This window comes from Nocardioides agri (assembly GCF_013778305.1).
Classification (GTDB): Bacteria; Actinomycetota; Actinomycetes; order Propionibacteriales; family Nocardioidaceae; genus Nocardioides; species Nocardioides agri.
This window is the reverse complement of the sequence record NZ_JACEIC010000002.1, coordinates 1,174,399-1,195,641: the sequence shown is the minus strand read 5'-3', so window position 1 is coordinate 1,195,641 and position 21,243 is coordinate 1,174,399. Positions and strand designations below refer to the sequence as shown.

Annotated in this window: 25 protein-coding genes; 12 read left to right on the top strand and 13 right to left on the bottom strand. The window is 71.1% G+C overall.

Annotated elements, in window-relative coordinates; all coding sequences use genetic code 11:
• Positions 1 to 101 precede the first annotated feature (101 nt).
• Both HZF07_RS10320 and HZF07_RS10315 read right to left on the bottom strand, forming a co-directional pair.
• Positions 102 to 896, bottom strand: coding sequence for an inositol monophosphatase family protein (locus HZF07_RS10320; protein WP_181645031.1), 795 nt, complete (start codon positions 894 to 896; stop codon positions 102 to 104).
• Entirely contained in the window at positions 893 to 1,090 is a 198-nt protein-coding gene (locus HZF07_RS10315; RefSeq protein ID WP_157341414.1) for a hypothetical protein, read from the bottom strand. The genes HZF07_RS10320 and HZF07_RS10315 overlap by 4 nt, the downstream gene beginning before the upstream one ends.
• 35 nt (positions 1,091 to 1,125) lie before the next feature.
• Between HZF07_RS10315 and HZF07_RS10310 the strand changes: the two genes are divergently transcribed.
• The 5 genes from HZF07_RS10310 to HZF07_RS10290 all read left to right on the top strand — a co-directional run bounded on the left by HZF07_RS10310 (position 1,126) and on the right by HZF07_RS10290 (position 4,382).
• Entirely contained in the window at positions 1,126 to 1,590 is a 465-nt protein-coding gene (locus HZF07_RS10310; RefSeq protein WP_157341412.1) for a phage tail protein, read from the top strand.
• Between the two features lie 50 nt (positions 1,591 to 1,640).
• Positions 1,641 to 2,423, top strand: a complete 783-nt coding sequence (locus HZF07_RS10305) for a PIG-L deacetylase family protein (protein ID WP_157341410.1) — start codon at positions 1,641 to 1,643, stop codon at positions 2,421 to 2,423.
• Positions 2,424 to 2,553: 130 nt separating this feature from the next.
• Complete coding sequence (locus tag HZF07_RS10300) at positions 2,554 to 3,231, top strand: Type 1 glutamine amidotransferase-like domain-containing protein (protein WP_181645030.1); 678 nt, start codon at positions 2,554 to 2,556, stop codon at positions 3,229 to 3,231.
• A 1-nt stretch (position 3,232) separates the two neighbouring features.
• A complete protein-coding gene (locus tag HZF07_RS10295; protein WP_157341408.1) occupies positions 3,233 to 3,835 on the top strand; it encodes a dihydrofolate reductase family protein in 603 nt (200 codons plus the stop codon).
• Positions 3,836 to 3,896: 61 nt separating this feature from the next.
• Complete coding sequence (locus HZF07_RS10290) at positions 3,897 to 4,382, top strand: heme-degrading domain-containing protein (protein WP_181645029.1); 486 nt, start codon at positions 3,897 to 3,899, stop codon at positions 4,380 to 4,382.
• 9 nt (positions 4,383 to 4,391) lie between these two features.
• On the opposite strand, the gene HZF07_RS10285 is transcribed toward HZF07_RS10290, so the two are convergent.
• Positions 4,392 to 4,781 carry a VOC family protein gene (locus tag HZF07_RS10285; protein ID WP_157341406.1) on the bottom strand — a complete coding sequence of 130 codons (390 nt, stop codon included), beginning with the start codon at positions 4,779 to 4,781 and terminating at the stop codon, positions 4,392 to 4,394.
• A 1-nt stretch (position 4,782) separates the two neighbouring features.
• Positions 4,783 to 5,070, bottom strand: coding sequence for an ArsR/SmtB family transcription factor (locus HZF07_RS10280; protein WP_181645028.1), 288 nt, complete (start codon positions 5,068 to 5,070; stop codon positions 4,783 to 4,785).
• A gap of 64 nt (positions 5,071 to 5,134) precedes the next feature.
• On the opposite strand from HZF07_RS10280, the gene HZF07_RS10275 reads away from it, so the two are divergent.
• A complete protein-coding gene (locus HZF07_RS10275) occupies positions 5,135 to 5,683 on the top strand; it encodes a hypothetical protein (protein ID WP_157341404.1) in 549 nt (182 codons plus the stop codon).
• A 7-nt stretch (positions 5,684 to 5,690) separates the two neighbouring features.
• Here the strand turns inward: HZF07_RS10275 and HZF07_RS10270 are convergent, their stop codons facing one another.
• Positions 5,691 to 6,668 carry an ArsR/SmtB family transcription factor gene (locus HZF07_RS10270; protein WP_157341402.1) on the bottom strand — a complete coding sequence of 326 codons (978 nt, stop codon included), beginning with the start codon at positions 6,666 to 6,668 and terminating at the stop codon, positions 5,691 to 5,693.
• Positions 6,669 to 6,724: 56 nt separating this feature from the next.
• Here HZF07_RS10270 and HZF07_RS10265 point away from each other — a divergent pair, with 56 nt between their 5' ends.
• Positions 6,725 to 7,984: an MFS transporter gene (locus HZF07_RS10265; RefSeq protein WP_181645027.1), complete on the top strand. Its 1,260-nt coding sequence runs from the start codon at positions 6,725 to 6,727 to the stop codon at positions 7,982 to 7,984.
• Positions 7,985 to 8,005: 21 nt separating this feature from the next.
• Here the strand turns inward: HZF07_RS10265 and trhA are convergent, their stop codons facing one another.
• Complete coding sequence (gene trhA / locus HZF07_RS10260; RefSeq protein WP_157341400.1) at positions 8,006 to 8,725, bottom strand: PAQR family membrane homeostasis protein TrhA; 720 nt, start codon at positions 8,723 to 8,725, stop codon at positions 8,006 to 8,008.
• 98 nt (positions 8,726 to 8,823) lie between these two features.
• On the opposite strand from trhA, the gene HZF07_RS10255 reads away from it, so the two are divergent.
• The 3 genes from HZF07_RS10255 to HZF07_RS10245 all read left to right on the top strand — a co-directional run bounded on the left by HZF07_RS10255 (position 8,824) and on the right by HZF07_RS10245 (position 12,099).
• Positions 8,824 to 9,597 (top strand): isoprenyl transferase, encoded by a 774-nt coding sequence (locus tag HZF07_RS10255; protein ID WP_181645026.1) that lies wholly within the window; start codon positions 8,824 to 8,826, stop codon positions 9,595 to 9,597.
• A gap of 337 nt (positions 9,598 to 9,934) precedes the next feature.
• Complete coding sequence (locus tag HZF07_RS10250; protein WP_309504903.1) at positions 9,935 to 11,227, top strand: PhoH family protein; 1,293 nt, start codon at positions 9,935 to 9,937, stop codon at positions 11,225 to 11,227.
• A 185-nt stretch (positions 11,228 to 11,412) separates the two neighbouring features.
• The gene (locus HZF07_RS10245) at positions 11,413 to 12,099 is read left to right on the top strand and encodes an aggregation-promoting factor C-terminal-like domain-containing protein (RefSeq protein WP_157341398.1); all 687 of its coding nucleotides are present in this window, start codon (positions 11,413 to 11,415) and stop codon (positions 12,097 to 12,099) included.
• Positions 12,100 to 12,106: 7 nt separating this feature from the next.
• Here HZF07_RS10245 and HZF07_RS10240 read toward each other — a convergent pair whose 3' ends face one another.
• Together HZF07_RS10240 and HZF07_RS10235 are read right to left on the bottom strand one after the other, a co-directional pair.
• Entirely contained in the window at positions 12,107 to 13,495 is a 1,389-nt protein-coding gene (locus tag HZF07_RS10240; protein WP_157341396.1) for a class II fumarate hydratase, read from the bottom strand.
• Entirely contained in the window at positions 13,492 to 14,175 is a 684-nt protein-coding gene (locus HZF07_RS10235) for a spermidine synthase (RefSeq protein WP_181645024.1), read from the bottom strand. The genes HZF07_RS10240 and HZF07_RS10235 overlap by 4 nt, the downstream gene beginning before the upstream one ends.
• Before the next feature lie 82 nt (positions 14,176 to 14,257).
• Here HZF07_RS10235 and HZF07_RS10230 point away from each other — a divergent pair, with 82 nt between their 5' ends.
• Positions 14,258 to 14,500, top strand: a complete 243-nt coding sequence (locus tag HZF07_RS10230) for a hypothetical protein (protein ID WP_157341393.1) — start codon at positions 14,258 to 14,260, stop codon at positions 14,498 to 14,500.
• Positions 14,501 to 14,593: 93 nt separating this feature from the next.
• Here HZF07_RS10230 and HZF07_RS10225 read toward each other — a convergent pair whose 3' ends face one another.
• Positions 14,594 to 16,279 (bottom strand): fumarate hydratase, encoded by a 1,686-nt coding sequence (locus HZF07_RS10225; protein WP_396954805.1) that lies wholly within the window; start codon positions 16,277 to 16,279, stop codon positions 14,594 to 14,596.
• 37 nt (positions 16,280 to 16,316) lie between these two features.
• On the opposite strand from HZF07_RS10225, the gene HZF07_RS10220 reads away from it, so the two are divergent.
• Positions 16,317 to 16,934 (top strand): DUF1707 SHOCT-like domain-containing protein, encoded by a 618-nt coding sequence (locus HZF07_RS10220; protein WP_157341389.1) that lies wholly within the window; start codon positions 16,317 to 16,319, stop codon positions 16,932 to 16,934.
• Here HZF07_RS10220 and HZF07_RS10215 read toward each other — a convergent pair.
• Genes HZF07_RS10215 through HZF07_RS10200 form a run of 4 tightly spaced genes read right to left on the bottom strand, consistent with a single transcriptional unit; the run spans position 16,921 to position 21,232 of the window.
• Positions 16,921 to 18,129, bottom strand: a complete 1,209-nt coding sequence (locus HZF07_RS10215; protein ID WP_157341387.1) for an ABC transporter ATP-binding protein — start codon at positions 18,127 to 18,129, stop codon at positions 16,921 to 16,923. The two genes, HZF07_RS10220 and HZF07_RS10215, sit on opposite strands and share 14 nt — an antisense overlap.
• A 3-nt stretch (positions 18,130 to 18,132) precedes the next feature.
• A complete protein-coding gene (locus HZF07_RS10210; RefSeq protein ID WP_157341385.1) occupies positions 18,133 to 19,008 on the bottom strand; it encodes a carbohydrate ABC transporter permease in 876 nt (291 codons plus the stop codon).
• The gene (locus HZF07_RS10205) at positions 19,008 to 19,964 is read right to left on the bottom strand and encodes a carbohydrate ABC transporter permease (protein WP_309504689.1); all 957 of its coding nucleotides are present in this window, start codon (positions 19,962 to 19,964) and stop codon (positions 19,008 to 19,010) included. The genes HZF07_RS10210 and HZF07_RS10205 overlap by 1 nt, the downstream gene beginning before the upstream one ends.
• Positions 19,961 to 21,232: an extracellular solute-binding protein gene (locus HZF07_RS10200; RefSeq protein ID WP_157341383.1), complete on the bottom strand. Its 1,272-nt coding sequence runs from the start codon at positions 21,230 to 21,232 to the stop codon at positions 19,961 to 19,963. The genes HZF07_RS10205 and HZF07_RS10200 overlap by 4 nt, the downstream gene beginning before the upstream one ends.
• Positions 21,233 to 21,243 lie beyond the last annotated feature (11 nt).

The window sequence follows — 21,243 nt, the reverse complement described above, 5'->3', positions numbered from 1 at the left end:
CGCCACTACCTACGCTACGAACAGCGGTGGGCCGATACGACACCCACGTGAGAGCGAGTTCGAGGCCGCGACCCGCGCACCCGCGCACCCGGGACACCCAGTCAGCCCGGCGACGCCGCGAGGTGGGGCCGGACCAGCTCGAGCAGCTGCGCGTGCGTCTCGGCGTCGGCCGCCGCGATCAAGCCGCGGCCGGTGCGCCACGGCGCGCCGGCGAGGTCGGTGACGACGCAACCGGCGGCCTCGCAGATCCCGGTGCCGGCCGCGAAGTGCACGCTGTCGGCCAGCCGGCCGTCGGTGACGTAGCCCGCGCGGCGACCGGCCGCGACCCAGGCGACCGCGATCGTCGAGGAGACCACCCGCGGGCCGAACGCGGCGCGGAACGCCGGGTCGGCGACCAGCTGGCCGCCCACGAACGGACGGTCGAGGGGGCCGTCGCAGTTGACGTCGACGAGCCGTGATGAGGCCGACGGGCGGAGCGGCGCATCGGTGCCCCCACGGCGGCAGAACGCGCCGGAGGCGTCCGCCCAGAACAGCTCGCCGGTCACCGGGTCGGCAGATGCCGCGGCGAGTGTGGCCGCTCCGTCGCGCAGTGCCACGTTGGCCGCCACGAGGGGCGTCTCGGCGGCGAAGTTGAGGGTGCCGCACAGCGGGTCGACCAGCCAGGTCCGGCCCGTCGTCCCCTCGCTCGCACCGGACTCCTCGCCCACCCGCGCGTCGTCCGGGCGGGCGGTGGCGATGACGCCCAGGATCGCCCGCTCGGCGGCGACGTCGGTGTCGGTCGCGAAGTCGAGGCCGCCCTTCGCGTGCCGGGTCACCGCGCCGCCGTACGCCGCGCGTACGACGTCCGCGCCTGCCGTCGCGGCGGCCAGGGCGATCTCGGTCTCGGGGTTCGTCACGGGTCCATCGTGGCGGACCGGTGGGTGGGGCAGTCCGGGTTCGTGCAGATGCGGTCGTCGACGGTCGGGTCCGCGGTGCCGACCACGCCGTCCGCGGGGCCGACGGGGCCCTCGCCCGCGTCCGTCGGTGGCCGGTGGGGCTCCAGCCGGACCTCGGAACCGCAGACGGCACAGGGCTTCGAGTCGAAGTACATGAGGATCGGGTACCCGATCGCGCTAGCGTGGCGCCATGTCCTACGTCGTCGACTTCGTGAACGTGTCCACCGTCGGGCTGGAGTCCTCTCCGGTCGCCGAGGCGCTGGCGGGACTGCGGGCCAACGAGGCCCGCTACTTCAAGAACAAGTACGACCACGTCTTCACGGTCGAGCCGGCGAGCGAGGCGAACGACGTCGTCGACCACGTCCACCGCGTCCTCCGGGAGGAGCGGGACCTGGTGATCGCGTCGCCGGCGTTGGAGGCGACGGAGTTCGAGGTCGACGGCATCCGCTGGTCCTACGTCTTCTACGAGTCCGGACTGTCGATCAACGTCATGTACACCCTGGAGGAGGGCGGCAAGCGCGCCGTCGGCTTCAAGCTCTCCGACGGCATGGAGGTGCCCGAGGAGCTGGCCGAGCGGTTCAAGTTCGCGCGGCAGAAGTCCAAGCTCGCCGGCACCATCCGCGGCACCTACTTCGTCGTCAAGGGTGAGTACTGACCACCGCTCCGACCTGTCGCGCTGACCCTCGCCGAGGCTAGCCTCGCGAGATGAGCGAAGACCTGCTGCCGCCGTTCCCGGACGACGCGTTCGCGCGCGTCCTCTGCGTCGTGGCCCATCCCGACGACGTGGAGTACGGCACGTCGTCGGCGGTCGCGGCGTGGACCAGCCGGGGCGTCGACGTCGCCTACCTGCTGCTGACCCGCGGCGAGGCAGGGATGGACGCCAGCCCGCCCGCGCAGACGGCCGAGCTCCGGGTGCGCGAGCAGATCGCGGCATCCGAGGCGGTCGGGGTGTCGCAGGTGGAGTTCCTCGACCATCCCGACGGCGTGCTCGTCTACTCGCTGGAGCTGCGCCGCGACATCGCGCGGGCGATCCGGCGGTACCGGCCCGACGCCGTCGTGGTCGGCTCGTGGGACGTCGTGTTCGTGGCCGGCCTCAACCAGGCCGACCACCGGGTCGCGGGCCTGGCAGCGGTCGACGCGCTGCGCGACGCCGGAAACAGGTGGGTCTTCCCCGAGCTGCTCGACGAGGGGCTCGAGCCGTGGTCGCCGCGCTGGCTGCTGGTCGGCGGCGACGACGCGCCCACGCACGGCGTCGACGTCACCGGCGAGGCGCTCGACCGCGGGATCGCGTCGCTCGAGGCGCACGGCCAGTACCTCGCCGGCATCCCCGGGCACCCCCCGCCCCGGATGATGATCACCGGCATCACGGCGCTGAGCGGCCGGCGGATGGGCGTCCGCCACGCGGTGCTGTTCAAGGCCTTCGACTTCCACGCGCCGCCCCCGATCGCGTTGGAGGCGATGCGGCTGGCCGGGGGCGACGCCGACTGACGATGGGTCCGGCGATGACCCTGGCGATGACCCTGGCGATGACCCTGGCGATGACTCTGGCGATGACTCTGGCGATCGGCCCGGGTCGGTACGTCGTACCGCATCATCCAGCTCGACCCAGGGAGGCGCCGTGCGGCTGCTGCTCACGTCGGCAGGCATCAAGAACCCGACGATCCACCAGGCACTGCTCGACCTGCTCGGCAAGCCGGTCGAGGACGCCACCGCCCTCTGCATCCCGACCGCCGGCTACGGCAACCCGCACGGATCGCCGGTCGGTCCGTGGCAGTTCATCGCGGGCCGGTCCGAGCAGCCGATGACCGAGCTGGGCTGGAAGTCGGTCGGCGTGCTCGAGCTCACCGCGCTGCCCAGCATCGACCGGGACCGCTGGGTCGCCTGGGTGCAGGAGGCCGACGTCCTGCTGGTCAACGGCGGCGATGCGCCCTACCTCGCGCGGTGGATGCGGGAGTCGGGGCTCGCGGACCTCCTCCCGTCACTGACGGGCACGGTCTACGTCGGCTTCAGCGCCGGCAGCATGGTGCTGACCCCGCGGATCGGCACGGACTTCCTCTACCGCGCGGAGGACGACGACCGCACGCTCGGCGTCGTCGACTTCTCGATCTTCCCGCACGTGGACCACCCCGCGCTGTCCGAGAACACGATGGCGGCGGCGGAGAAGTGGGCGGCCGAGCTCGGCGCTCCGGCGTACGCGATCTGCGACGACACCGCGATCCGGGTCGTCGACGGCGAGGTCGACGTCGTCACCGAGGGCCACTGGCGGTACTTCCAGCCCGCGACGGGAGGGTCCTGACATGGCCACGGTGATCACGCACGCGGTGGTGTCCGTCGACGGCTTCATCGCCGACGAGCACGACGACGTGGGCCCGCTCTTCGAGTGGTACTTCAACGGCGACCAGCCCATCACCGGCACGGCGGGGGAGGAGCGGCACGACCCGTTCCGGATCAGCAGCCGCTCCGTCGACTACGTCCGCTCGATGTGGGGCAGCATCGGCGCGACCATCCAGGGGCGCCGCCTCTTCGACCTCACCAACGGCTGGGAGGCCGAGCCGCCCGCGGGCGACCACCTGATCGTGGTGTCGAGCCGCCCGAAGCCCGACGGCTGGCACCCGGAGGCCGACGTCCCCTTCTTCGACGACGTGACCGCTGCCGTCGAGGAGGCGAAGCGCCGCGCCGGCGACCGGGTCGTCGCCGTGTGCGCGGGCCACGTCGGCGGGCAGGCCCTCGCGTTGGGACTCGTCGACGAGGTGGCGATGGACGTCGTGCCGGTCGTCTTCGGCCGCGGCAAGCGGTACTTCGGCCCCATCGAAGGCCAGCACCTGCTCGAGGACCCGTACGTCGTCATCCAGGGCGACCGGGTGCTGCACCTCCGCTACCGGGTGCGTCCGCCGGCTTGACCACCCGCACCCGGTCCCGGGCAGACTGACGCACGCTTCGTCGTCGACGAGAGGGGACCACGTGGAACGGGTCGACAACGACCGGGAGCTGCTCGACGAGCTGGCGGCGCAGGAGGCGCGGCTGGTCTTCGACCGGTTCGACGAGGAGACCGCCTGGGCGCTCGGGTGCGCCCTCCGTGAGGCGGCGCTGGAGGCGGCGCTCCCGGTCGCGATCTCGATCCGTCGCAACAGCCAGCGCCTGTTCCACGCCGCGCTCCCGGGCTCGTCCGCCGACAACGACGACTGGCTCCGCCGCAAGAGCGCGGTGGTCGACCGCTACGGCCGCTCCTCGCTGCGCGTGGGCGAGCAGTTCCGGGTCGACGGCAAGTCGTTCGACGTGGACGCGCGGCTGGACCCGTCGGACTTCGCCGCCCACGGCGGCGCCTTCCCCGTCCTGGTGCGCGGCACCGGTTGTGTCGGGACCGTCGCGGTCTCGGGCCTGCCCCAGCGCGACGACCACCGACTCGTCGTCGAGACGCTCGAGGCCTTCCTGGCCGAGCGCCGCTGATCGAGCCGGCTACTGGGCCGGCGTGACGATCTGGATCAGGTTGCCGCAGGTGTCGTCGAAGACCGCGGTGGTGACCGGCCCCATCTCGGTCGGCTCCTGGGTGAACCGGACCCCGAGCGCCGCCAGGCGCTCGTGCTCGGCGGCGACGTCGTCGACGGTGAACTGGGTGTAGGGGATGCCGTCGGCGACGAGGGCGTCGCGGAACGGCCCGAGGGCGGGGTGCGCGGCCGGCTCGAGGAGGAGCTCGGTGCCGTCCGGGTCGTCCGGGGAGACGACGGTCAGCCACCGGTGCTCGCCGACCGGGACGTCGTGGCGTACGGCGAACCCGAGCACCTCGGTGTAGAACTGCTCGGCCCGGGTCTGGTCGTCCACCGGGACGCTGGTCAAGGTGATCCTCATGTCAGTCCTTCCGTGTCGTGGGTGGCTCCAGCCAGCGGGTCAGGATCGGCCGGAGCGGCTCTGGGTCGATGTGGTGGAACTTGTAGCGGCCCTCGCGGCGGGACGTGACGAGACCGGCGGACTCCAGGACCTCCAGGTGCTGCGAGATCGCCTGCCGCGAGGAGCTGAGCCCGTGCCGGGTGGTCAGCCGACCGCACAGCTCGAACAGCGTCTGGCCGTCCCGTTGGGTCAGCTCGTCGAGGATCGCTCGCCGGGTCGGGTCGGACAGCGCCTTGAACACGTCGACCACACCGCCTAGACAGGCAAGTGAACACTTGCCTGTCTAGGCGCCGAGTCTCCAGTAGCCTCGCGCCGTGACACCTGAGGACGTGCGCCTGCTGGCGCGGTCGGTTCCCGAGCGCTGGTCCGAGCTCGAGCTCGTCCACCATTCGAGCCACCTCGACTTCCGGGTCACGCTGCGCCACGGCGAGCTCGACGGGATCCGGCTCGAGGACGGCCGGCGCATCCACGAGCGCGGCGCGCCGCCGTCGTCGTGGTCGGTGCGCCCCCTGGAGCCCTACGCCACCAACTACGAGTGGTCGGCGATGCTCGACCCCTACGAGCTCGGCGAGGGTGTCGAGCTCAGCGACGTGCGCATCGAGGAGCTCTGCGGTCGGCCGGTCGTCGCCTTCGTCGCCCGCGCCGTGCCCGGCTACGACCCGGTGTGCTCGTGCTGCCCGCTCGTCTGGTCGGAGGTCTCGCAGCGCCTCGAGCACGGCGACGACTGGCGCGCGGAGGCTGGCGAGCTGCCGGACGGGGTCGACCTCGCTCTCGACCTCGGTGTCGGCATCGTCGTCCGCAGCCGGCACCGCGGCGGACGGCTCGGGAGCTGGTTCACCAACGAGATCCTCCGCGCTGCCTGACGGACGGTCAGGCGCCCACCCGCACCAGCTCGTCGCCCAGCCCCGACCGCAGGTAGAGCACCGACCGACCGTGCCGGGCGGCGGAGAGCAGGCCGGCGTCGCGCATCGCGCGCAGGTGCTGGTTGACCGCGCTGGTCGTGACGCCGAGGCGGATCGCGAGCTCGGTGGAGGACGCGGGGGAGTCGAGGACCGCGAGCAGCCGTGCGCGCGGCTCGCCGATCAGGCCCGCGAGCGCGTGCGGCGCCGGGGAGCGGTCGCTCTCCCAGAGGGTGCCGGCGCCGCGGGCGCCGTACAGGATCAGCGGCGCCTCCTCGGCGGAGATGGGGGCGGTGGCGTTGCGGGTGAAGAGGGTCGGCGCGAGGGTGAGGCCCTCGCCGGCGGTGCTGCGACGGAACCCGATCTTCGAGGTCATCTCGCAGCGCACGACCCCGTCGACCAGCCGGATCCGGGGCGAGAGGTCGGCGAACATCGCGGCCAGGCCGTCGCGGGCGATCGTCCGGCCCCGGAAGACGATGTCCGCCTCCAGGACCGCCCGCATCCGCGGCCACCAGGGCTCGAAGCAGGCGGTCCAGTACGCCGAGAGCGCGCTGGTGATCCGGCGCAGCACCCGGTCGCGGCGCCCCTGGAGCGCGGCGGGCCGGAGCGCGGGGTCGGGGTGCACCTCGGCGATGTCGTCGCGGACGACGTCGAGCGGGGTCGCCGCCAGGGCGGCGAGCTCGTCGTCGAAGCGGGTGAGCGGCGACCACGGCCGCGGCGTGAGGAAGTCCGGGGTCCACAGGTTGTCGTTGGTGAGGGCCAGCAGCATCTCGCCGTCCAGGGAGGCGCGGGCATCCTGGGTGAGCTGCAGCCACGGCAGCTGGAGCGGGTAGCGGCCGGGCTCGCGCCACGTGCGCAGGGACAGCGCCAGCTCGTTCATCGGGGAGAGGGCGAACCGCACCTCGCCGAGGTCGGCGCCGGCAAGCTCGTACTCGATCCACCCGACCATGAAGCACAACGCTACATCGTTGGTGGGCGTCCGCCGAGCCGTGAGAGAACGTTCCCGTGCTCGACCGACTGATCCGCCTCCTCCATCCCGCCGATCCGGTGCAGCGCGCGCTGACCATCGCGACGATGACGGCCTCGCTCTCGACCGGCCTCTTCTACAGCGTCAGCGCGCTCTACTTCACCCGCGTGATCGGCCTGGCGGCGACGACGGTCGGCATCGGTCTCACGGTCGCCGGCGCGGTCGGCGTGGTCGTCTCGTTCGCCGGCGGGTACGCCGCCGACCGGGTCGGCGCCGACCGCCTCCAGCTGTGGGCGAACGCCGTGCAGGGCCTGGCGCTGCTCGCCTACGTCTTCGCCGACGACGCGCTGACGTTCACGTTGGTCGCCTGCGTCGCGGTCGGCAGCCGCAGCCTGCAGGGCACCGCGAAGGCGACCGTGCAGGCGCGCTGGTTCACCGGCGCCGAGCGGGTCGGCATCCGGGCCCGGCTCCGGGTGATCACCAACGTGTTCATCGGCCTCGGCACCGTGATCGCGGCGCTCGCGCTGCTGGTCGGCACGGCCACGGCGTACCAGGTCACGATGGTCGCCGTCGGGCTCTTCGCCGCGCTCGCGACCGTGCCGTTGGCCGGCCTGCGCGCACGCGTGGCCGGCTTCGGGGTCGCGATGGACGCGCACCTCGTGCCCGACCGGGTGCCCGGCCCGTCGCCGCTGCGCGACCGCACCTACGTCACGACGGTCGGGCTCAGCTCCGTGATCGCCATGCAGTTCGGCGTGACCAGCGTCGGCGTCCCCCTCTGGATCGCGACCCGCACCGAGGCGCCCGAGGTGATGATCTCGGTGCTGCTCGTCGTCAACACCGTCTTCGTCGCGCTCTTCCAGGTCCGCGCCGCCCGCGGCACCCACGACGTCGTGGTCGCCGGCCGCACCGTGCGCCGCGGGAGCCTGCTGCTCGCCGCCGCGTGCCTGCTGTACGGCGCGGCCGGGAGCGCCGGCGTCGTCGTCGCGATCGTGGTCCTCGTGCTCGCCGAGCTGCTGGGCTCCTGGGCCGAGGTGTGGTGCGAGGCGGGCGCGTGGGGCCTGGCGTTCGAGCTCGCCGACCCGCGCAGCGCGGGCCGCTACCAGGGCCTCTCGGCGACCGGGTACGCCGTGGCGTCGATGCTCGCGCCGGCCCTCGTGACGGCCACGGCGGTCGACCGGGGCATGCCGGGCTGGGCGTTCCTCGCGATCGTGTTCGCGCTCGCCGGCACCGCGGTCGGCGTCGTCGCCCGGCGCGCGCCCCTCCCGACCCCCTCCGAGGCCGTCACGCTCGTCGCCTAGCCCGCTCCTCGGCGGCCGCGGTCAGCGCAGGGAGTACGTCGCCAGCGAGACGCCGACGTAGTGGGCGACGAACGCCAGGATCGTGAAGGTGTGGAACACCTCGTGGAAGCCGAACCAGCGCGGCCACGGGTTGGGGCGCTTGAAGCCGTAGACGACCCCGCCGAAGGTGTAGAGCGCGCCGCCGACCACGATCAGCGTGAAGGTCGCGATGCCGACGCCCACCCCGAGGCGGGTGGCGCCGTCGAAGAAGCTGGGGATGAAGAAGACCGCGGCCCAGCCGAGCGCGATGTAGAGCGGCACGTAGAGCCAGCGCGGGGCGTCGGTCCAGAAGACCCGGAAGCCGACCCCGAGCACCGCGCCCGTCCAGACCGTCGCGAGGAGCACGACCTGCTGGGTGCCGTCGAGGAGGATGAGGGCGAACGGCGTGTAGGAGCCGGCGATCAGCACGAAGATGTTGGCGTGGTCGAAGCGGCGCAGGAACGCCCACGTCCGGGGTGACCAGGTGCCGGTGTGGTAGATCGCCGACACCGTGAACAGGACGAGCGCCGAGCCGGTGAAGAGCGCCGAGCCGGTCCGCGTGGCGGCGTTCGGCGAGAGCGCGATCAGCACGATGCCGGCCGCCAGCGTCAGCGGCGCCGTCGCGAGGTGCAGCCAGCCGCGCAGCCGCGGCTTGATGTCGGCCGTGAGGTCGGCCACCGCGTCCTGCAGGTGGTCGAGTCCCGCTCGCATGGCCTGGTTCATGCATCCGAACCTACCCGGCGAAGGGTCACGGAAACGCCACGGGAGGTGCACGTCACGGCAACGGCCGTGTGACGCCGCTCGCTCGCTACCATCAGGGGGTGGTGGACTGGAAGCGCGGCGTGCGAGGGGTGCTCTACCCGGCGTACGAGGCCCGGATGCTGCGCCGCATGCCCGACGACGTGCCCAAGCACGTCGGCGTCATGCTCGACGGCAACCGGCGCTGGGCGAAGGCCGTCGGCCGCGACACCGCGCACGGGCACCGGGCCGGGGCGGCCAACATCGAGCCGTTGCTGGGCTGGTGCGACGAGGTCGGCATCGAGGTCGTCACCCTCTGGCTGCTGTCGACGGACAACCTCAACCGGCCGGAGGAGCAGCTCGCGCCCCTGCTGGAGATCATCGGTGAGGCCGTCGCCTCCCTCGCCGACCAGCAGCGCTGGCGGATCCACCCGGTGGGTGCCCTCGACCTGCTGCCGACCTCGCTCACCCAGCGTCTCAAAGCTGCCGAGGAGGCCACCCGCGACGTCGACGGGATGCTCGTCAACGTCGCCGTCGGCTACGGCGGCCGCCGGGAGATCGCGGACGCCGTGCGCTCGCTGCTCCAGGAGGCGTCGGCCAAGGGCATGTCGATGGAGGAGCTCGCGACGGTCATCGACGTCGAGCACATCGCCGAGCACCTCTACACCAAGGGCCAGCCCGACCCCGACCTGGTGATCCGCACCTCGGGCGAGCAGCGCCTCGGCGGCTTCCTGCTGTGGCAGAGCGCGAAGTCGGAGTTCTACTTCTGCGAGGCCTACTGGCCGGACTTCCGGCGCATCGACTTCCTGCGCGCGATCCGGGCGTACGCGCTCCGGGAGCGCCGCTACGGGGCGTAGCGCAGCGTTCACCTCGCGTTCGGGCGTGTCGTCCCGGAACGCGCCGCATGGCGGCGTACTTTCGCGGGTATCGAGGAGTGGGGAAGCTCTTCGTATCGGGAGGCCCGTTCGTGAGAACTCACGACTGCACAGCGCACCACCGGGGATCGCCTCGCTGGCGCGCTGACGGGAGCCGGCACTCCGGCGCTCGGGCCCGCTCCGGTCCGTCTGCGTGAGAGGACGGCCGGACGCGGAGTGCCCGCCCGGCCTGTGAAGGGGTGTCATCGTGCCGACCCAGGCTCCGAAGTCACAGCGCTCCGCCTCCACCGCCGCCGCGCGCGCGAAATCCGCGCCGGGTGTGCGGACCTACGTCCTGGACACCAGCGTGCTCCTGGCCGACCCCGGCGCCCTGCGCCGGTTCGCCGAGCACGAGGTCGTGCTCCCGGTCGTGGTCATCACCGAGCTGGAGGGCAAGCGGCACCACCCCGAGCTGGGCTTCTTCGCCCGCACGGCGCTCCGGACGCTCGACGAGCTGCGCGTCAGCCACGGGCGCCTCGACGAGCCGATCCCGGTCGGCGACGAGGGCGGGACCATCCGGGTCGAGCTCAACCACACCGATCCGGAGGCGCTGCCGTCGGGATTCCGCCTGGGTGACAACGACACCCGCATCCTCGCCGTGGCCCGCAACCTGGCCGACGAGGGGCACGCGGTCACGCTGGTCTCCAAGGACCTGCCGCTGCGGATCAAGGCCTCCGCCGTCGGCCTGGACGCCGAGGAGTACCGCGCCGAGGCGATCAGCGACTCCGACACCGGCTACTCCGGCATGGCCGAGCTCGAGGTGGCCGCCGCCGACCTCGACGAGCTCTACGACGACGGGGTGCTCGACCTCGCCGACGCGCGTGATCTGCCGTGCCACCAGGGCCTGGTGCTGCTCTCCGACCGCGGTACGGCGCTGGGCCGGGTCGGGCCGGACAAGCAGGTCCACCTGGTGCGCGGTGACCGGGAGGCCTTCGGCATCCACGGCCGGTCCGCCGAGCAGCGGATCGCGCTGGAGATGCTGCTCGACCCCGACGTCGGCATCGTCTCGCTGGGCGGCCGGGCCGGCACCGGCAAGTCCGCGCTCGCGCTCTGCGCCGGCCTCGAGGCCGTCATGGAGCGCCGCCAGCACCAGAAGGTCGTCGTGTTCCGGCCCCTCTTCGCGGTCGGCGGCCAGGAGCTCGGCTACCTGCCCGGCTCGGAGTCGGAGAAGATGTCGCCCTGGGCGCAGGCCGTCTTCGACACGCTGGGGGCGATCACCACCCGCGACGTCATCGACGAGGTGCTCGACCGCGGCATGCTCGAGGTCCTGCCGCTCACCCACATCCGGGGCCGGTCGCTGCACGACGCGTTCGTGATCGTCGACGAGGCCCAGTCGCTCGAGCGCAACGTGCTGCTCACCGTGCTCTCCCGGATCGGCGCCAACTCCAAGGTCGTCCTCACCCACGACGTCGCCCAGCGCGACAACCTGCGGGTCGGCCGGCACGACGGCGTGGTCGCGGTGGTGGAGAAGCTCAAGGGGCACCCGCTCTTCGCGCACGTCACGCTCACCCGCTCCGAGCGGTCGCCGATCGCGGCGCTGGTCACCGAGATGCTGGAGAACGTGACGCTGTAGTCACTTCTGAGGTCGGTGGGACTCCTGTGACCAATGAGGTTGCGGAGTTCCACCGACCTCGGTCGTTCGGTTTGCAACCACCCGACTCGTCAGGCATGGTGGCCCGTGATCGTTTCGTGATCTAGGCGCTGCTCTGGCGTCGCGAGTCGCGAACAGCCCAGAGTCGCCTACCCCGAGTCGAGCCCTTGTCGAAGCGCGCGAAATACGTACCCAAGCACCGCCACGTCGCCGAGCCCTCGCCCCGCCGTGCCCTGGCGCCGGCCGTGCGCAACGGGCTCGCGATGGGCTCGGTCGCGGCTGCGGTCACCGGCATCGCGGTCGCCGGCGGCTCCCTCGGTGACGCGCCCACGCAGGTGGCGCCGACCGCCCAGCACGTCAGCGGCAGCGTCGCGAAGGCCGACGGCTCGATCGACCCCCGGTCCGAGCCGCGGGCGGCGGCCCCCGTCGCCGGCACCCTCGATCGCGAGACGGTCTCCCGCTCCGCCGTACGGCGGGCCGCCAAGTCCTCGAAGGCCAGCGTGCTCTCCGCCGACAGCGGTCCGGCCCGCACGGCCTCGGTGGACCTCAGCGACGGCGACCCGCGCGACATCGCGCGGGCGTTGATGCCGCAGTTCGGCTTCGGTGCGGACCAGTTCGGCTGCCTCGACTCGCTGTGGACCCGCGAGAGCAACTGGAGCGCGAGCGCCCACAACTCCTCCTCTGGCGCGCACGGCATCCCGCAGGCGCTCCCCGGCTCGAAGATGGCGTCGGCCGGCCCCAACTGGGAGTCCAACCCGGTCACCCAGATCACCTGGGGGCTGGGCTACATCCAGGACCGCTACGGCAGCCCGTGCGGCGCGTGGGCGCACTCCGAGGGCCACGGCTGGTACTGACCCCCGGTCAGGGCCGCGTCATCGACTCCACGTCGAGCGCCTCGTCGAGCTCGGCCTCGGTGAGCTCGCCGCGCTCGACGTAGCCCATCGCGATCACGGTCTCGCGGATCGTCGCTCCGTCGGCGAGCGCCCGCTTGGCGACCTTGGCCGCGGCCTCGTAGCCGATGTGCTTGTTGAGCGGGGTGACGACCGACGGCGAGGACTCGGCGTACTGGCGCATCCTGTCGGCGTCGGCGGTGATGCCGTCGACGCAGCGCTCGGCGAGGAGACGCGAGACCGCGGCCAGGAGCCGCACCGACTCCAGCACGTTGCGCGCGATGACCGGCATCGCGACGTTGAGCTCGAAGCTGCCGCTCGCGCCGGCAGCCGTCACGGCGGCGTCGTTGCCGACGACCTGGAAGCAGACCATCAGCGTCGCCTCCGGGATGACCGGGTTGACCTTGCCGGGCATGATGCTCGACCCCGGTTGGAGGTCCGGCAGGTGGATCTCGGCGAGCCCGGTCGTCGGCCCCGAGGACATCCAGCGCAGGTCGTTGCAGATCTTGGTGAGTCCGACGGCGTAGGTCTTGAGGACGCCGCTGAGCTCGACCAGCGAGTCGCGGGTGCCCTGTGCCTCGAAGTGGTTGCGCGCCTCGGTGAACGGCTGCCCGGTGGTCTCGGCGAGCACGGCGATCACCCGCTGGGCGAACCCCGGCGGGGTGTTGATGCCGGTGCCCACCGCGGTGCCGCCCAGGGGGAGCTCGCGGACCCGGGGGAGCACCGACTCGAGCCGCTCCGCGGCGTAGCGGACGGTGGCGGCGTACCCGCCGAGCTCCTGGCCGAGCATCACCGGCGTCGCGTCCATCAGGTGGGTGCGCCCGGACTTCACGAGGCCGGCGTACTCCTCGGCGCGGCGCTCGAGGCTGCTCGCCAGCACGTCGAGCGCCGGCAGCAGGTCGTCGACGACGGCGAGGGCGGCCGCGACGTGGATCGCGGTCGGGAACGTGTCGTTGCTGGACTGGCTGGCGTTGACGTGGTCGTTGGGGTGGACATCGGTGCCGGCGCGGCCGGCGAGCGTGGCGATGACCTCGTTGGCGTTCATGTTGGAGCTGGTGCCGGAGCCGGTCTGGAAGACGTCGATCGGGAACGCGTCGTCGTGCCGGCCGTCGACGACCTCGGTGGCCGCGGCCTCGATCGCCTGGGACCTGGCGGCGTCGAGCACGCCGAGCTCGCCGTTGACGCGGGCCGCAGCGGCCTTCACCCGACCGATCGCGTGGACGAGGGCGGGCTCGATCGGCGTACCGCTGATCGGGAAGTTCTCCACCGCTCGCTGCGTCTGCGCCCGCCACAGGGCGTCGGCGGGCACGCGGACCTCGCCCATGCTGTCGTGCTCGACCCGGAAGTCTCCCTGGCTCATGCCTCGGACGTTACCCGCGAGACGAACAGCCAGTACTTCTCGTCGCGGTCCTGGAGCAGCACGTCGTGGGCGTAGCCGTGGGCGTTGCCGAAGACGCGCCGCATCCGGTCGGCCAGCTCCGCGGAGTCGGAGGCCGACCACACCGCCAGCACGCCGCCCGGCCGCAGCACCCGGCGCGCGGTCTGGAGGAACGGGTCCTCGTAGAGCGTCGCGTTGACGTCGTGCACCAGGTAGTCCGGGCCGTTGTCGACGTCGAGCAGGACGAGGTCGTACGACGCGGGCTTCGCCTCGGCCAGCGCGACCGCCACGTCCGCCACGACGATCGTGACCCGCTCGTCGGCCAGCATCGCGGGGCCGTGCGGGATCGTGCCGTCGCGCATCCAGTCGACGAGCGCCTGCTCGATCTCGACGACCGCGACCTTCTCGACCCGACTGTCCCGGAGCACCTCGTGCATGGTGAACCCGAGGCCGAGTCCGCCCACCACGACATGACGCGGCTCCGCGACCTGGGCGAGCGCCGACTCCGCGAGCGCCTGCTCGGTGCTGGTCTCGAGGGTGTCCATCACGAAGACCCCGTTGGCCCGCAGCTCCACGGTCGCGGGCGACCCGTCCTGCCGTCGCTCGCGGAGCACCAGCTCCCCGCGCTCCGACTCGGCCCGCGCGATCTCGACGTACTCCACGGGTTCAGTGTTACCCGACCCACCCTGAGGTCATCCGGGCGGACGGACGAGTCGTCGTCGAGGTTCGGGGTACCGACCCGTCATGGCAGACGAGAAGCAGGACGAGGGCCAGGTGTCCGAGGTCAGCGGCCTGAAGGCCGACCCCGACGACCGGAGCAGCCTCAACGCCCCCGGCCAGCAGATCTCGGCGGGGGACTCCGTCGCGGGGCAGCCCGAGGGCGAGAGCGGCAAGGTCGACGAGGGCCCCACCGGGCCCGAGGCACCCACGCTCGCCAAGGAGCACGACCACTACCCCGACAAGGACGACGTCGAGACGACCGGCTGAGCCACCGCCGCCTCCCCGGGGACGTCATACCGTGAGTGTGTCCCCTTCCACCGTCCGTATGACGTCCCGGGGCGGCGGCGCGGCGGGGGGAGGCTACTGAGCGGACCGCACCCGGAGGCCGGAGACCGGGACGGTGACGGTGCCGGAGGGGTCGGTGAAGAAGTCGTTGCCCTTGTCGTCGACGACGATGAAGGCGGGGAAGTCCTCGACCTCGATCTTCCAGACCGCCTCCATGCCGAGCTCGGGGTACTCGATGACCTCCTGGCTCTTGATGCAGTCCTGGGCGAGGCGGGCGGCGGGGCCGCCGATCGACCCGAGGTAGAAGCCGCCGTGGCTGCCGCACGCCTCGGTGACCTGCTTGGAGCGGTTGCCCTTCGCGAGCATCACCATCGATCCGCCCGCGGCCTGGAACTGCTCGACGTAGGAGTCCATCCGGCCGGCGGTGGTCGGGCCGAAGGACCCCGACGCCATGCCCTCCGGGGTCTTCGCCGGGCCGGCGTAGTAGACCGGGTGGTCGCGCAGGTACGCCGGCATCGGCTCGCCGGCGTCCAGCCGCTCCTTGATCTTGGCGTGCGCGATGTCCCGCGCCACCACCAGCGGGCCGGTGAGCGAGAGCCGGGTCTTGACCGGGTACTGCGAGAGCTGCGCGAGGATCTCGGGCATCGGCCGGTTGAGGTCGACGGAGACGACCTCGCCGCCGGCGATGTCCTCGGCGACACCCGCCGACGGCATGTAGTGCGCCGGGTCCATCTCGAGCTGCTCGAGGAAGACGCCCTCGGGCGTGATCTTGCCGAGCGCCTGCCGGTCCGCGGAGCACGACACCGCGATCGCGACGGGGCACGAGGCGCCGTGGCGGGGGAGCCGGACGACGCGGACGTCGTGGCAGAAGTACTTGCCGCCGAACTGCGCGCCGATCCCGAAGGACTGGGTCAGCTTGAAGACCTCCTCCTCCAGCTCGACGTCGCGGAAGCCATGAGCCGACATCGAGCCCGAGGTCGGCAGGTTGTCGAGGTAGTGCGCGGAGGCGTACTTCGCGGTCTTGAGCGCGAACTCCGCCGACGTGCCGCCGATGACGACCGCCAGGTGGTACGGCGGGCAGGCGGCGGTGCCGAGCGAGCGGATCTTCTCGTCGAGGAACTCCAGCAGCCGCTGCGGGTTGAGGACCGCCTTGGTCTCCTGGAAGAGGAAGGACTTGTTGGCCGAGCCGCCGCCCTTGGCCATGAAGAGGAACTTGTACTCCGGCTTCCCGGACGTCTGCGGCGTCGAGTAGATCTCGATCTGGGCGGGCAGGTTGGTGCCGGTGTTCTTCTCCTCGTACGTCGTGAGCGGCGCGAGCTGCGAGTAGCGCAGGTTGAGCTTCGTGTAGGCGTCGTACACGCCGCGCGAGATCGCCTCGCCGTCGTCGCTGCCGGTGAGCACGCCCTCGGACTTCTTGCCCATGACGATCGCGGTGCCGGTGTCCTGACACATCGGCAGCACGCCGCCGGCGGAGATGTTGACGTTCTTGAGCAGGTCGAGCGCGACGAAGCGGTCGTTGCCCGACGCCTCGGGGTCGTCGATGATCTTGCGCAGCTGGGCGAGGTGCGCCGGCCGCAGGTAGTGGCTGATGTCGTGCATCGCCTCGGCGGTCAGCCGCTGGATCGCGTCGGGCGTCACCTGGAGGAAGGTCCGCCCGTTGGCCTCGAAGGTCGAGACGCCCTCGGTGGTGATCAGTCGGTAGGGCGTGTCGTCCTTGCCGGTCGGCAGCAGGTCGGAGTACAGGAACTCGGCGTCGCTCACGAACGTCAAGGGTATCCGTCGCACTACGCTGGGCCGCATGGTGGGAGAGCTCGAGCCGGACCCCGCGCAGATGCGCATCTCGGACGCCGACCGGCACCGGGTCGCCGAGATCCTCCGCGAGGCCGCCGGCGAGGGACGCCTGGACCTCGACGAGCTCGAGGAGCGCCTCGGGGCGACGTACGCCGCGCGCACCTACGCCGACCTGGTGCCGATCACCCTCGACCTGCCGGTCGCCGGAGCAGCGACGCTGCCCGCCCAGGTGAGCCGCGCCCAGGCGTCACCGGTCGTCCCCGGCCCGGAGTCGGAGAGCCACGTGGCGATCCTCGGCGGGTTCGACCGCAAGGGCGTGTGGATCGTGCCCGAACGGCTGTCGGTCTTCGCGATGATGGGCGGCGCCGACCTCGACCTGCGGGAGGCGAAGTTCGCCGCCCAGGAGGTCGTGATCACCGTCAACTGCTTCATGGGCGGCGCGCAGATCACCGTCGGTCCGCACGTCAACGTGGTGATGGAGGGCACCGGCATCATGGGTGGCTACTCCGGTCCGGGCGACAAGGTGCCCGCCGAGCTCGATGCGGGCTCGCCGACCGTGCGGGTCCGCGGCGTCGCCGTGTGGGGCGGCGTCGCGGTCGAGCGCAAGGCCCTCAAGAGGCGCTGACGGTCTCCGCCCCCTCCGGGATGCGGCCGGCCCGCTCGCGGTCCACCGTGAGGTTCTCGCCGGTGGTCGGGTCGAAGAGATGGATCTGCGTGCCGTCGACCCAGATCTCGGCCTCCTCGCCCTCGGCGATCTGACTCTTGCCGTCGAGGGACACCACGAGCTGCGTGTGCAGCACCTCGCCGTCGAGGTCGCGCTCGAGCTGGCGCAGCTGCTGCTCCACCTCGGGCGGCGCCTCGAACGGGATGTAGGCGTAGGTCTCGTTGCCCAGCCACTCCACGACGTCGACGGGAGCGCGGAAGGTCGACGCGGATCCGCTCGCTCCCTCCTTCACCGCGGCGTCCTCGAAGTGCTCGGGCCGGATGCCCGCGATCAGCAGGCCCTTGCCCGCCGCCTTCTCCGCCTTCTCCGCCGGGATCTCGACCGAGCCGAACGGCAGCTTCACCGAGGTGCCCTCGACGGTCGCCGGCAGGAAGTTCATCGGCGGCGAGCCGATGAAGCCGGCGACGAAGAGGTTGCCGGGCTGCTCGTAGAGCTCCCGCGGCGTGGCCAGCTGCTGGAGCAGGCCCCGCTTGAGCACGGCGACGCGGTGGCCGAGCGTCATCGCCTCGGTCTGGTCGTGCGTGACGTAGACCGTGGTGATGCCGAGCTTCTTCTGCAGCCGCGCGATCTCGGTGCGCATCTGGCCGCGCAGCTTCGCGTCGAGGTTGGAGAGCGGCTCGTCGAAGAGGAACGCGTCGGCCTCACGGACGATCGCCCGCCCCATCGCGACCCGCTGCCGCTGGCCGCCGGAGAGGTTGCCGGGCTTGCGCTCGAGGTGCTCCTCGAGCTCGAGTGTGGCCGCAGCCGCGCGCACCTTCTCGTCGACCTCGGCGTCGGAGGCCTTGGCCAGCCGGAGCGGGAAGGCGATGTTCTCGTAGACGGTGAGGTGAGGGTAGAGCGCGTAGTTCTGGAACACCATCGCCAGGTTGCGCTCGCGCGGGGCGAGGTCGTTGACGACCTTGCCGCCGATCACCATCTCACCGGACGTGATGTCCTCGAGACCCACGATCATCCGCAGCAGGGTCGACTTCCCGCAGCCGGACGGGCCGACCAGGATCATGAACTCGCCGTCCTGCACGTCGATGCTCACGTCGTTGACGGCCGGGAAGCCGTCGCCGTACTTCTTGACGATGTTCTTCATGTCGATCTCGGCCATGAGTCACCCCTTCACGGCGCCGGAGGTGAGCCCGGCGACGATCTTTCGCTGGAAGAGCAGGACGATGATGATGATGGGGACGGTGACCACCACCGAGGCGGCGGCCAGCAGTCCGTACGGCGGGTTGAACGGATCCGGTCCGACGAAGAACGACAGCTGTGCCGGCACCGTGCGCGAGGCCGTGGTCGACGTCAGCGAGATCGCGAGCACGAACTCGTTCCACGCGAAGAAGAAGGTCAGGATCGCGGCGGTGAAGACGCCCGGCGCGGCGAGGGGCACGATGACCTTGCGGAAGGCCTGCCACGACGTCGCGCCGTCGACCTGGGCCGCCTGCTCCATCTCCCACGGGATCTCGCGGAAGAACGCCGACAGCGTCCAGATCGCCAGTGGCAGCGTGAACGACATGTAGGGGATGATCAGGCCCGGCCAGGTGTTGAACAGCCCGAGCGTGCGCCACAGGTCGAAGAGCGGGCCGACCAGGGCGACCACCGGGAACATCGCGATCGCGAGCGCCAGGGACAGCACCAGGCGCTTGCCCTTGAAGTCGAGCCGCGCGATGGCGTACGCCGCCAGGGTCGCGAAGATCACCGCCAGGAACGTCGCAATGGCCGCGATCCCGAACGAGTTGCGCAGCGCGTCGAGGAAGTCGGCGTGGGTGTTCTCCTGACCCGGCGTGACGGTGCCGATGCCGAGGATGTCGCGGTAGTTCTGGAGCGTCGGACTCTTCGGCAGGAACTGCGCACTGCCGGCCGCCGTCTCGCCCGGGCCTTTCAGCGAGAGCGACATGATCCACACGACGGGCAACAGGCACCAGACCAGGATGAAGATGAAGCCGACCCAGGTGCCGATCTTGTTGCGGGTCTGGTTCTTGGCGGCCATCACGCCTCCCCTCTCGCCTGTGCCAGGTCGACCTTGAAGAGTTTGACGATCAGGGCCGCGAGCAGCAGCACGGAGATGAACAGCAGCACCGAGAGCGCCGAGCCGAGCCCGAGCTGGAACTGCTGGATCACCTGTCGGTAGGTGAGGAAGGACGAGGACTCGGTGTCCGCGGCGCCCCGCGTCATCACGTAGATGTTGTCGAAGATCCGGAACGCGTCGAGCGCTCGGAACAGCACGGCGACCATGATCGCCGCCCGCATGTTGGGGATGATCACCTTCCACAGCCGCTGCCACCAGGTGGCGCCGTCGACCTCGGCGGCCTCGATCATGTCCTCCGAGACCTGGGACAGGCCGGCGAGCAGCAGCAACGACATGAACGGCGTGGTCTTCCAGATCTCGGAGACCATGATCGCGAACATCGCCGGCCAGTGACTGCCGAACCAGTTGGTCTCCGACGAGATCCACGGCAGGAAGTCGAACCAGCTGTTGACCCAGCCGTTGTTGATGCTGAACGCGAACTGCCAGGCGTACGCCGAGACCACGGTGATGATCCCGTAGGGGATCAGGATCGAGGTGCGGATCGCCCCGCGCGCGAAGACGATCCGGTGCATCACCAGCGCGAACACGAAGCCGATGACGAGCTCGACGCCCACGGTGACCACCATGATGATCACCGTGTTGACCGTGTCCTGCCAGAAGAGCGGGTCGGTGAGCACCGTCCCGTAGTTGCTGAGGCCCACGAACTCCTTGTCGTCCGGCGACGTCAGCCGGTAGCGGAAGAGCGAGAGGTAGAGCGCCTGGAACATCGGCCACGCGGTGACGACAAGCATCACGATGACCGCCGGCAGCACGAGCCGCTGACCGAGGCGGTTCTCGGCCCTGGACCGGTCGGTCATGACGATCCGCTTCTTGCCCGCCGGTGGCGTCGCCGCCGCGGTGGCGGTGGTGGTACTCACAGCAGGCTCCTTCCGTGGAGGACGTTGTCGATGAACGTCTGCGACTTCGCCGGCGTGTCCGAGTTCACGCCCGAGGACGGATGCCAGGTGGACTGGATGCCGCCGGAGATGTCGCTCCAGTACGGCGTCACGGTGCGGGGCGCCGCCGCGTCGAGGCTCTCCTGGAAGAGCTTCAGGAGGTCCTCGGGGTAGGTCTTCTGCAGCGCGTTGTCGTTTGCCGCGTAGCCCGCCTCGCTGGCCGGCATGTTGCCGGTGATCTCGGCGTTGACCTCTTGGTTCTCAGGGCTGGTGAGGCACTCGATGGCCTCCATCGCCTCGTCGACGTGGTTGGAGTAGGAGCTGACGCCGAGCCCGATCCCGCCGTACGGCGGCCGCGACTCCTCCCCCTCGGTCGACTGCGGGTAGCGGGTGTAGCCGATGTCCTTGTTGAAGCCCGGGTCGGTCGCCTCGTAGTTGTTGTAGATGTAGGTCCAGTTGACCATGAAGGCACCCTGCTTGCCGCCGAAGGTGCTGCCGGCCTGACCCTCCTGGGCGACCGACAGGTCGGCCGGTGCCGCAGCGGAGTGCGAGAGCTTCTCGATGATGGCCGCGGCCTTCTCGCCAGCCGGCGAGTCGATCTCGAGCTTCATGTCGAGACCCTTCTCGGTGTCGGTGGCGATCTCGCCGCCTGCACCGGAGATCAGCGCGTTGATCCAGACGACGTACCCCTCGTACTTGTTCGCCTGGACGGCCACCTTGCCGTCGTTCTTCGCGGCCGTGTCGATGATCTGGTCCCAGGTGACCGGCTGGCTCATGTCGATGCCGGCCTTCTCGACGAACGACTTGCGGAACCAGAGCACCTGGGTGTTGGACCAGAACGGCGCCACGACCATCTGGCCGTCCCAGGTGGCGGCCTCCGTGGCGCCCTTGAACGACTGCTCGGTCAGCCTGTCCTGGAGGTCCGCGGGCAGCTCGGCGAGGAAGCCGGCGTTGGAGAACTCGGCAGTGAAGGGCGGGTCGATGCTCATGATGTCGATGCCCGAGTCGTGCGCGGCCAGCCGGCGGGCCAGCTGGATCCGTTGCTCGTTGGCGTCCTGCGGCAGCACCTGGGTCTCGATCTTGTACTTGTCGGTGCTGCAGTTGGCGGCGACCTTCGCCTGGCCGCCGCTGTCGGGGTTGATGTACCAGTACAGGGTGTCGGCCGACCCGGCGTCGGCCGAGCACGCAGCCAGCAGGCCCGAGGCGACCAGGCCGGCCGTGGCGGCGGCCATCGTGCGGCGTACCTCCATGGAAGTGCTCC

What these genes read in the sequence shown, in the direction of transcription:
- HZF07_RS10315 (WP_157341414.1), bottom strand. Translation starts at nt 1,090, where the DNA reads ATGTACTTCGACTCGAAGCCCTGTGCCGTCTGCGGTTCCGAGGTCCGG.
- HZF07_RS10310 (WP_157341412.1), top strand. Translation starts at nt 1,126, where the DNA reads ATGTCCTACGTCGTCGACTTCGTGAACGTGTCCACCGTCGGGCTGGAG.
- HZF07_RS10305 (WP_157341410.1), top strand. Translation starts at nt 1,641, where the DNA reads ATGAGCGAAGACCTGCTGCCGCCGTTCCCGGACGACGCGTTCGCGCGC.
- HZF07_RS10295 (WP_157341408.1), top strand. Translation starts at nt 3,233, where the DNA reads ATGGCCACGGTGATCACGCACGCGGTGGTGTCCGTCGACGGCTTCATC.
- HZF07_RS10285 (WP_157341406.1), bottom strand. Translation starts at nt 4,781, where the DNA reads ATGAGGATCACCTTGACCAGCGTCCCGGTGGACGACCAGACCCGGGCC.
- HZF07_RS10270 (WP_157341402.1), bottom strand. Translation starts at nt 6,668, where the DNA reads ATGGTCGGGTGGATCGAGTACGAGCTTGCCGGCGCCGACCTCGGCGAG.
- trhA (WP_157341400.1), bottom strand. Translation starts at nt 8,725, where the DNA reads ATGAACCAGGCCATGCGAGCGGGACTCGACCACCTGCAGGACGCGGTG.
- HZF07_RS10240 (WP_157341396.1), bottom strand. Translation starts at nt 13,495, where the DNA reads ATGAGCCAGGGAGACTTCCGGGTCGAGCACGACAGCATGGGCGAGGTC.
- HZF07_RS10230 (WP_157341393.1), top strand. Translation starts at nt 14,258, where the DNA reads ATGGCAGACGAGAAGCAGGACGAGGGCCAGGTGTCCGAGGTCAGCGGC.
- HZF07_RS10220 (WP_157341389.1), top strand. Translation starts at nt 16,317, where the DNA reads ATGGTGGGAGAGCTCGAGCCGGACCCCGCGCAGATGCGCATCTCGGAC.
- HZF07_RS10215 (WP_157341387.1), bottom strand. Translation starts at nt 18,129, where the DNA reads ATGGCCGAGATCGACATGAAGAACATCGTCAAGAAGTACGGCGACGGC.
- HZF07_RS10210 (WP_157341385.1), bottom strand. Translation starts at nt 19,008, where the DNA reads ATGGCCGCCAAGAACCAGACCCGCAACAAGATCGGCACCTGGGTCGGC.
- HZF07_RS10200 (WP_157341383.1), bottom strand. Translation starts at nt 21,232, where the DNA reads ATGGAGGTACGCCGCACGATGGCCGCCGCCACGGCCGGCCTGGTCGCC.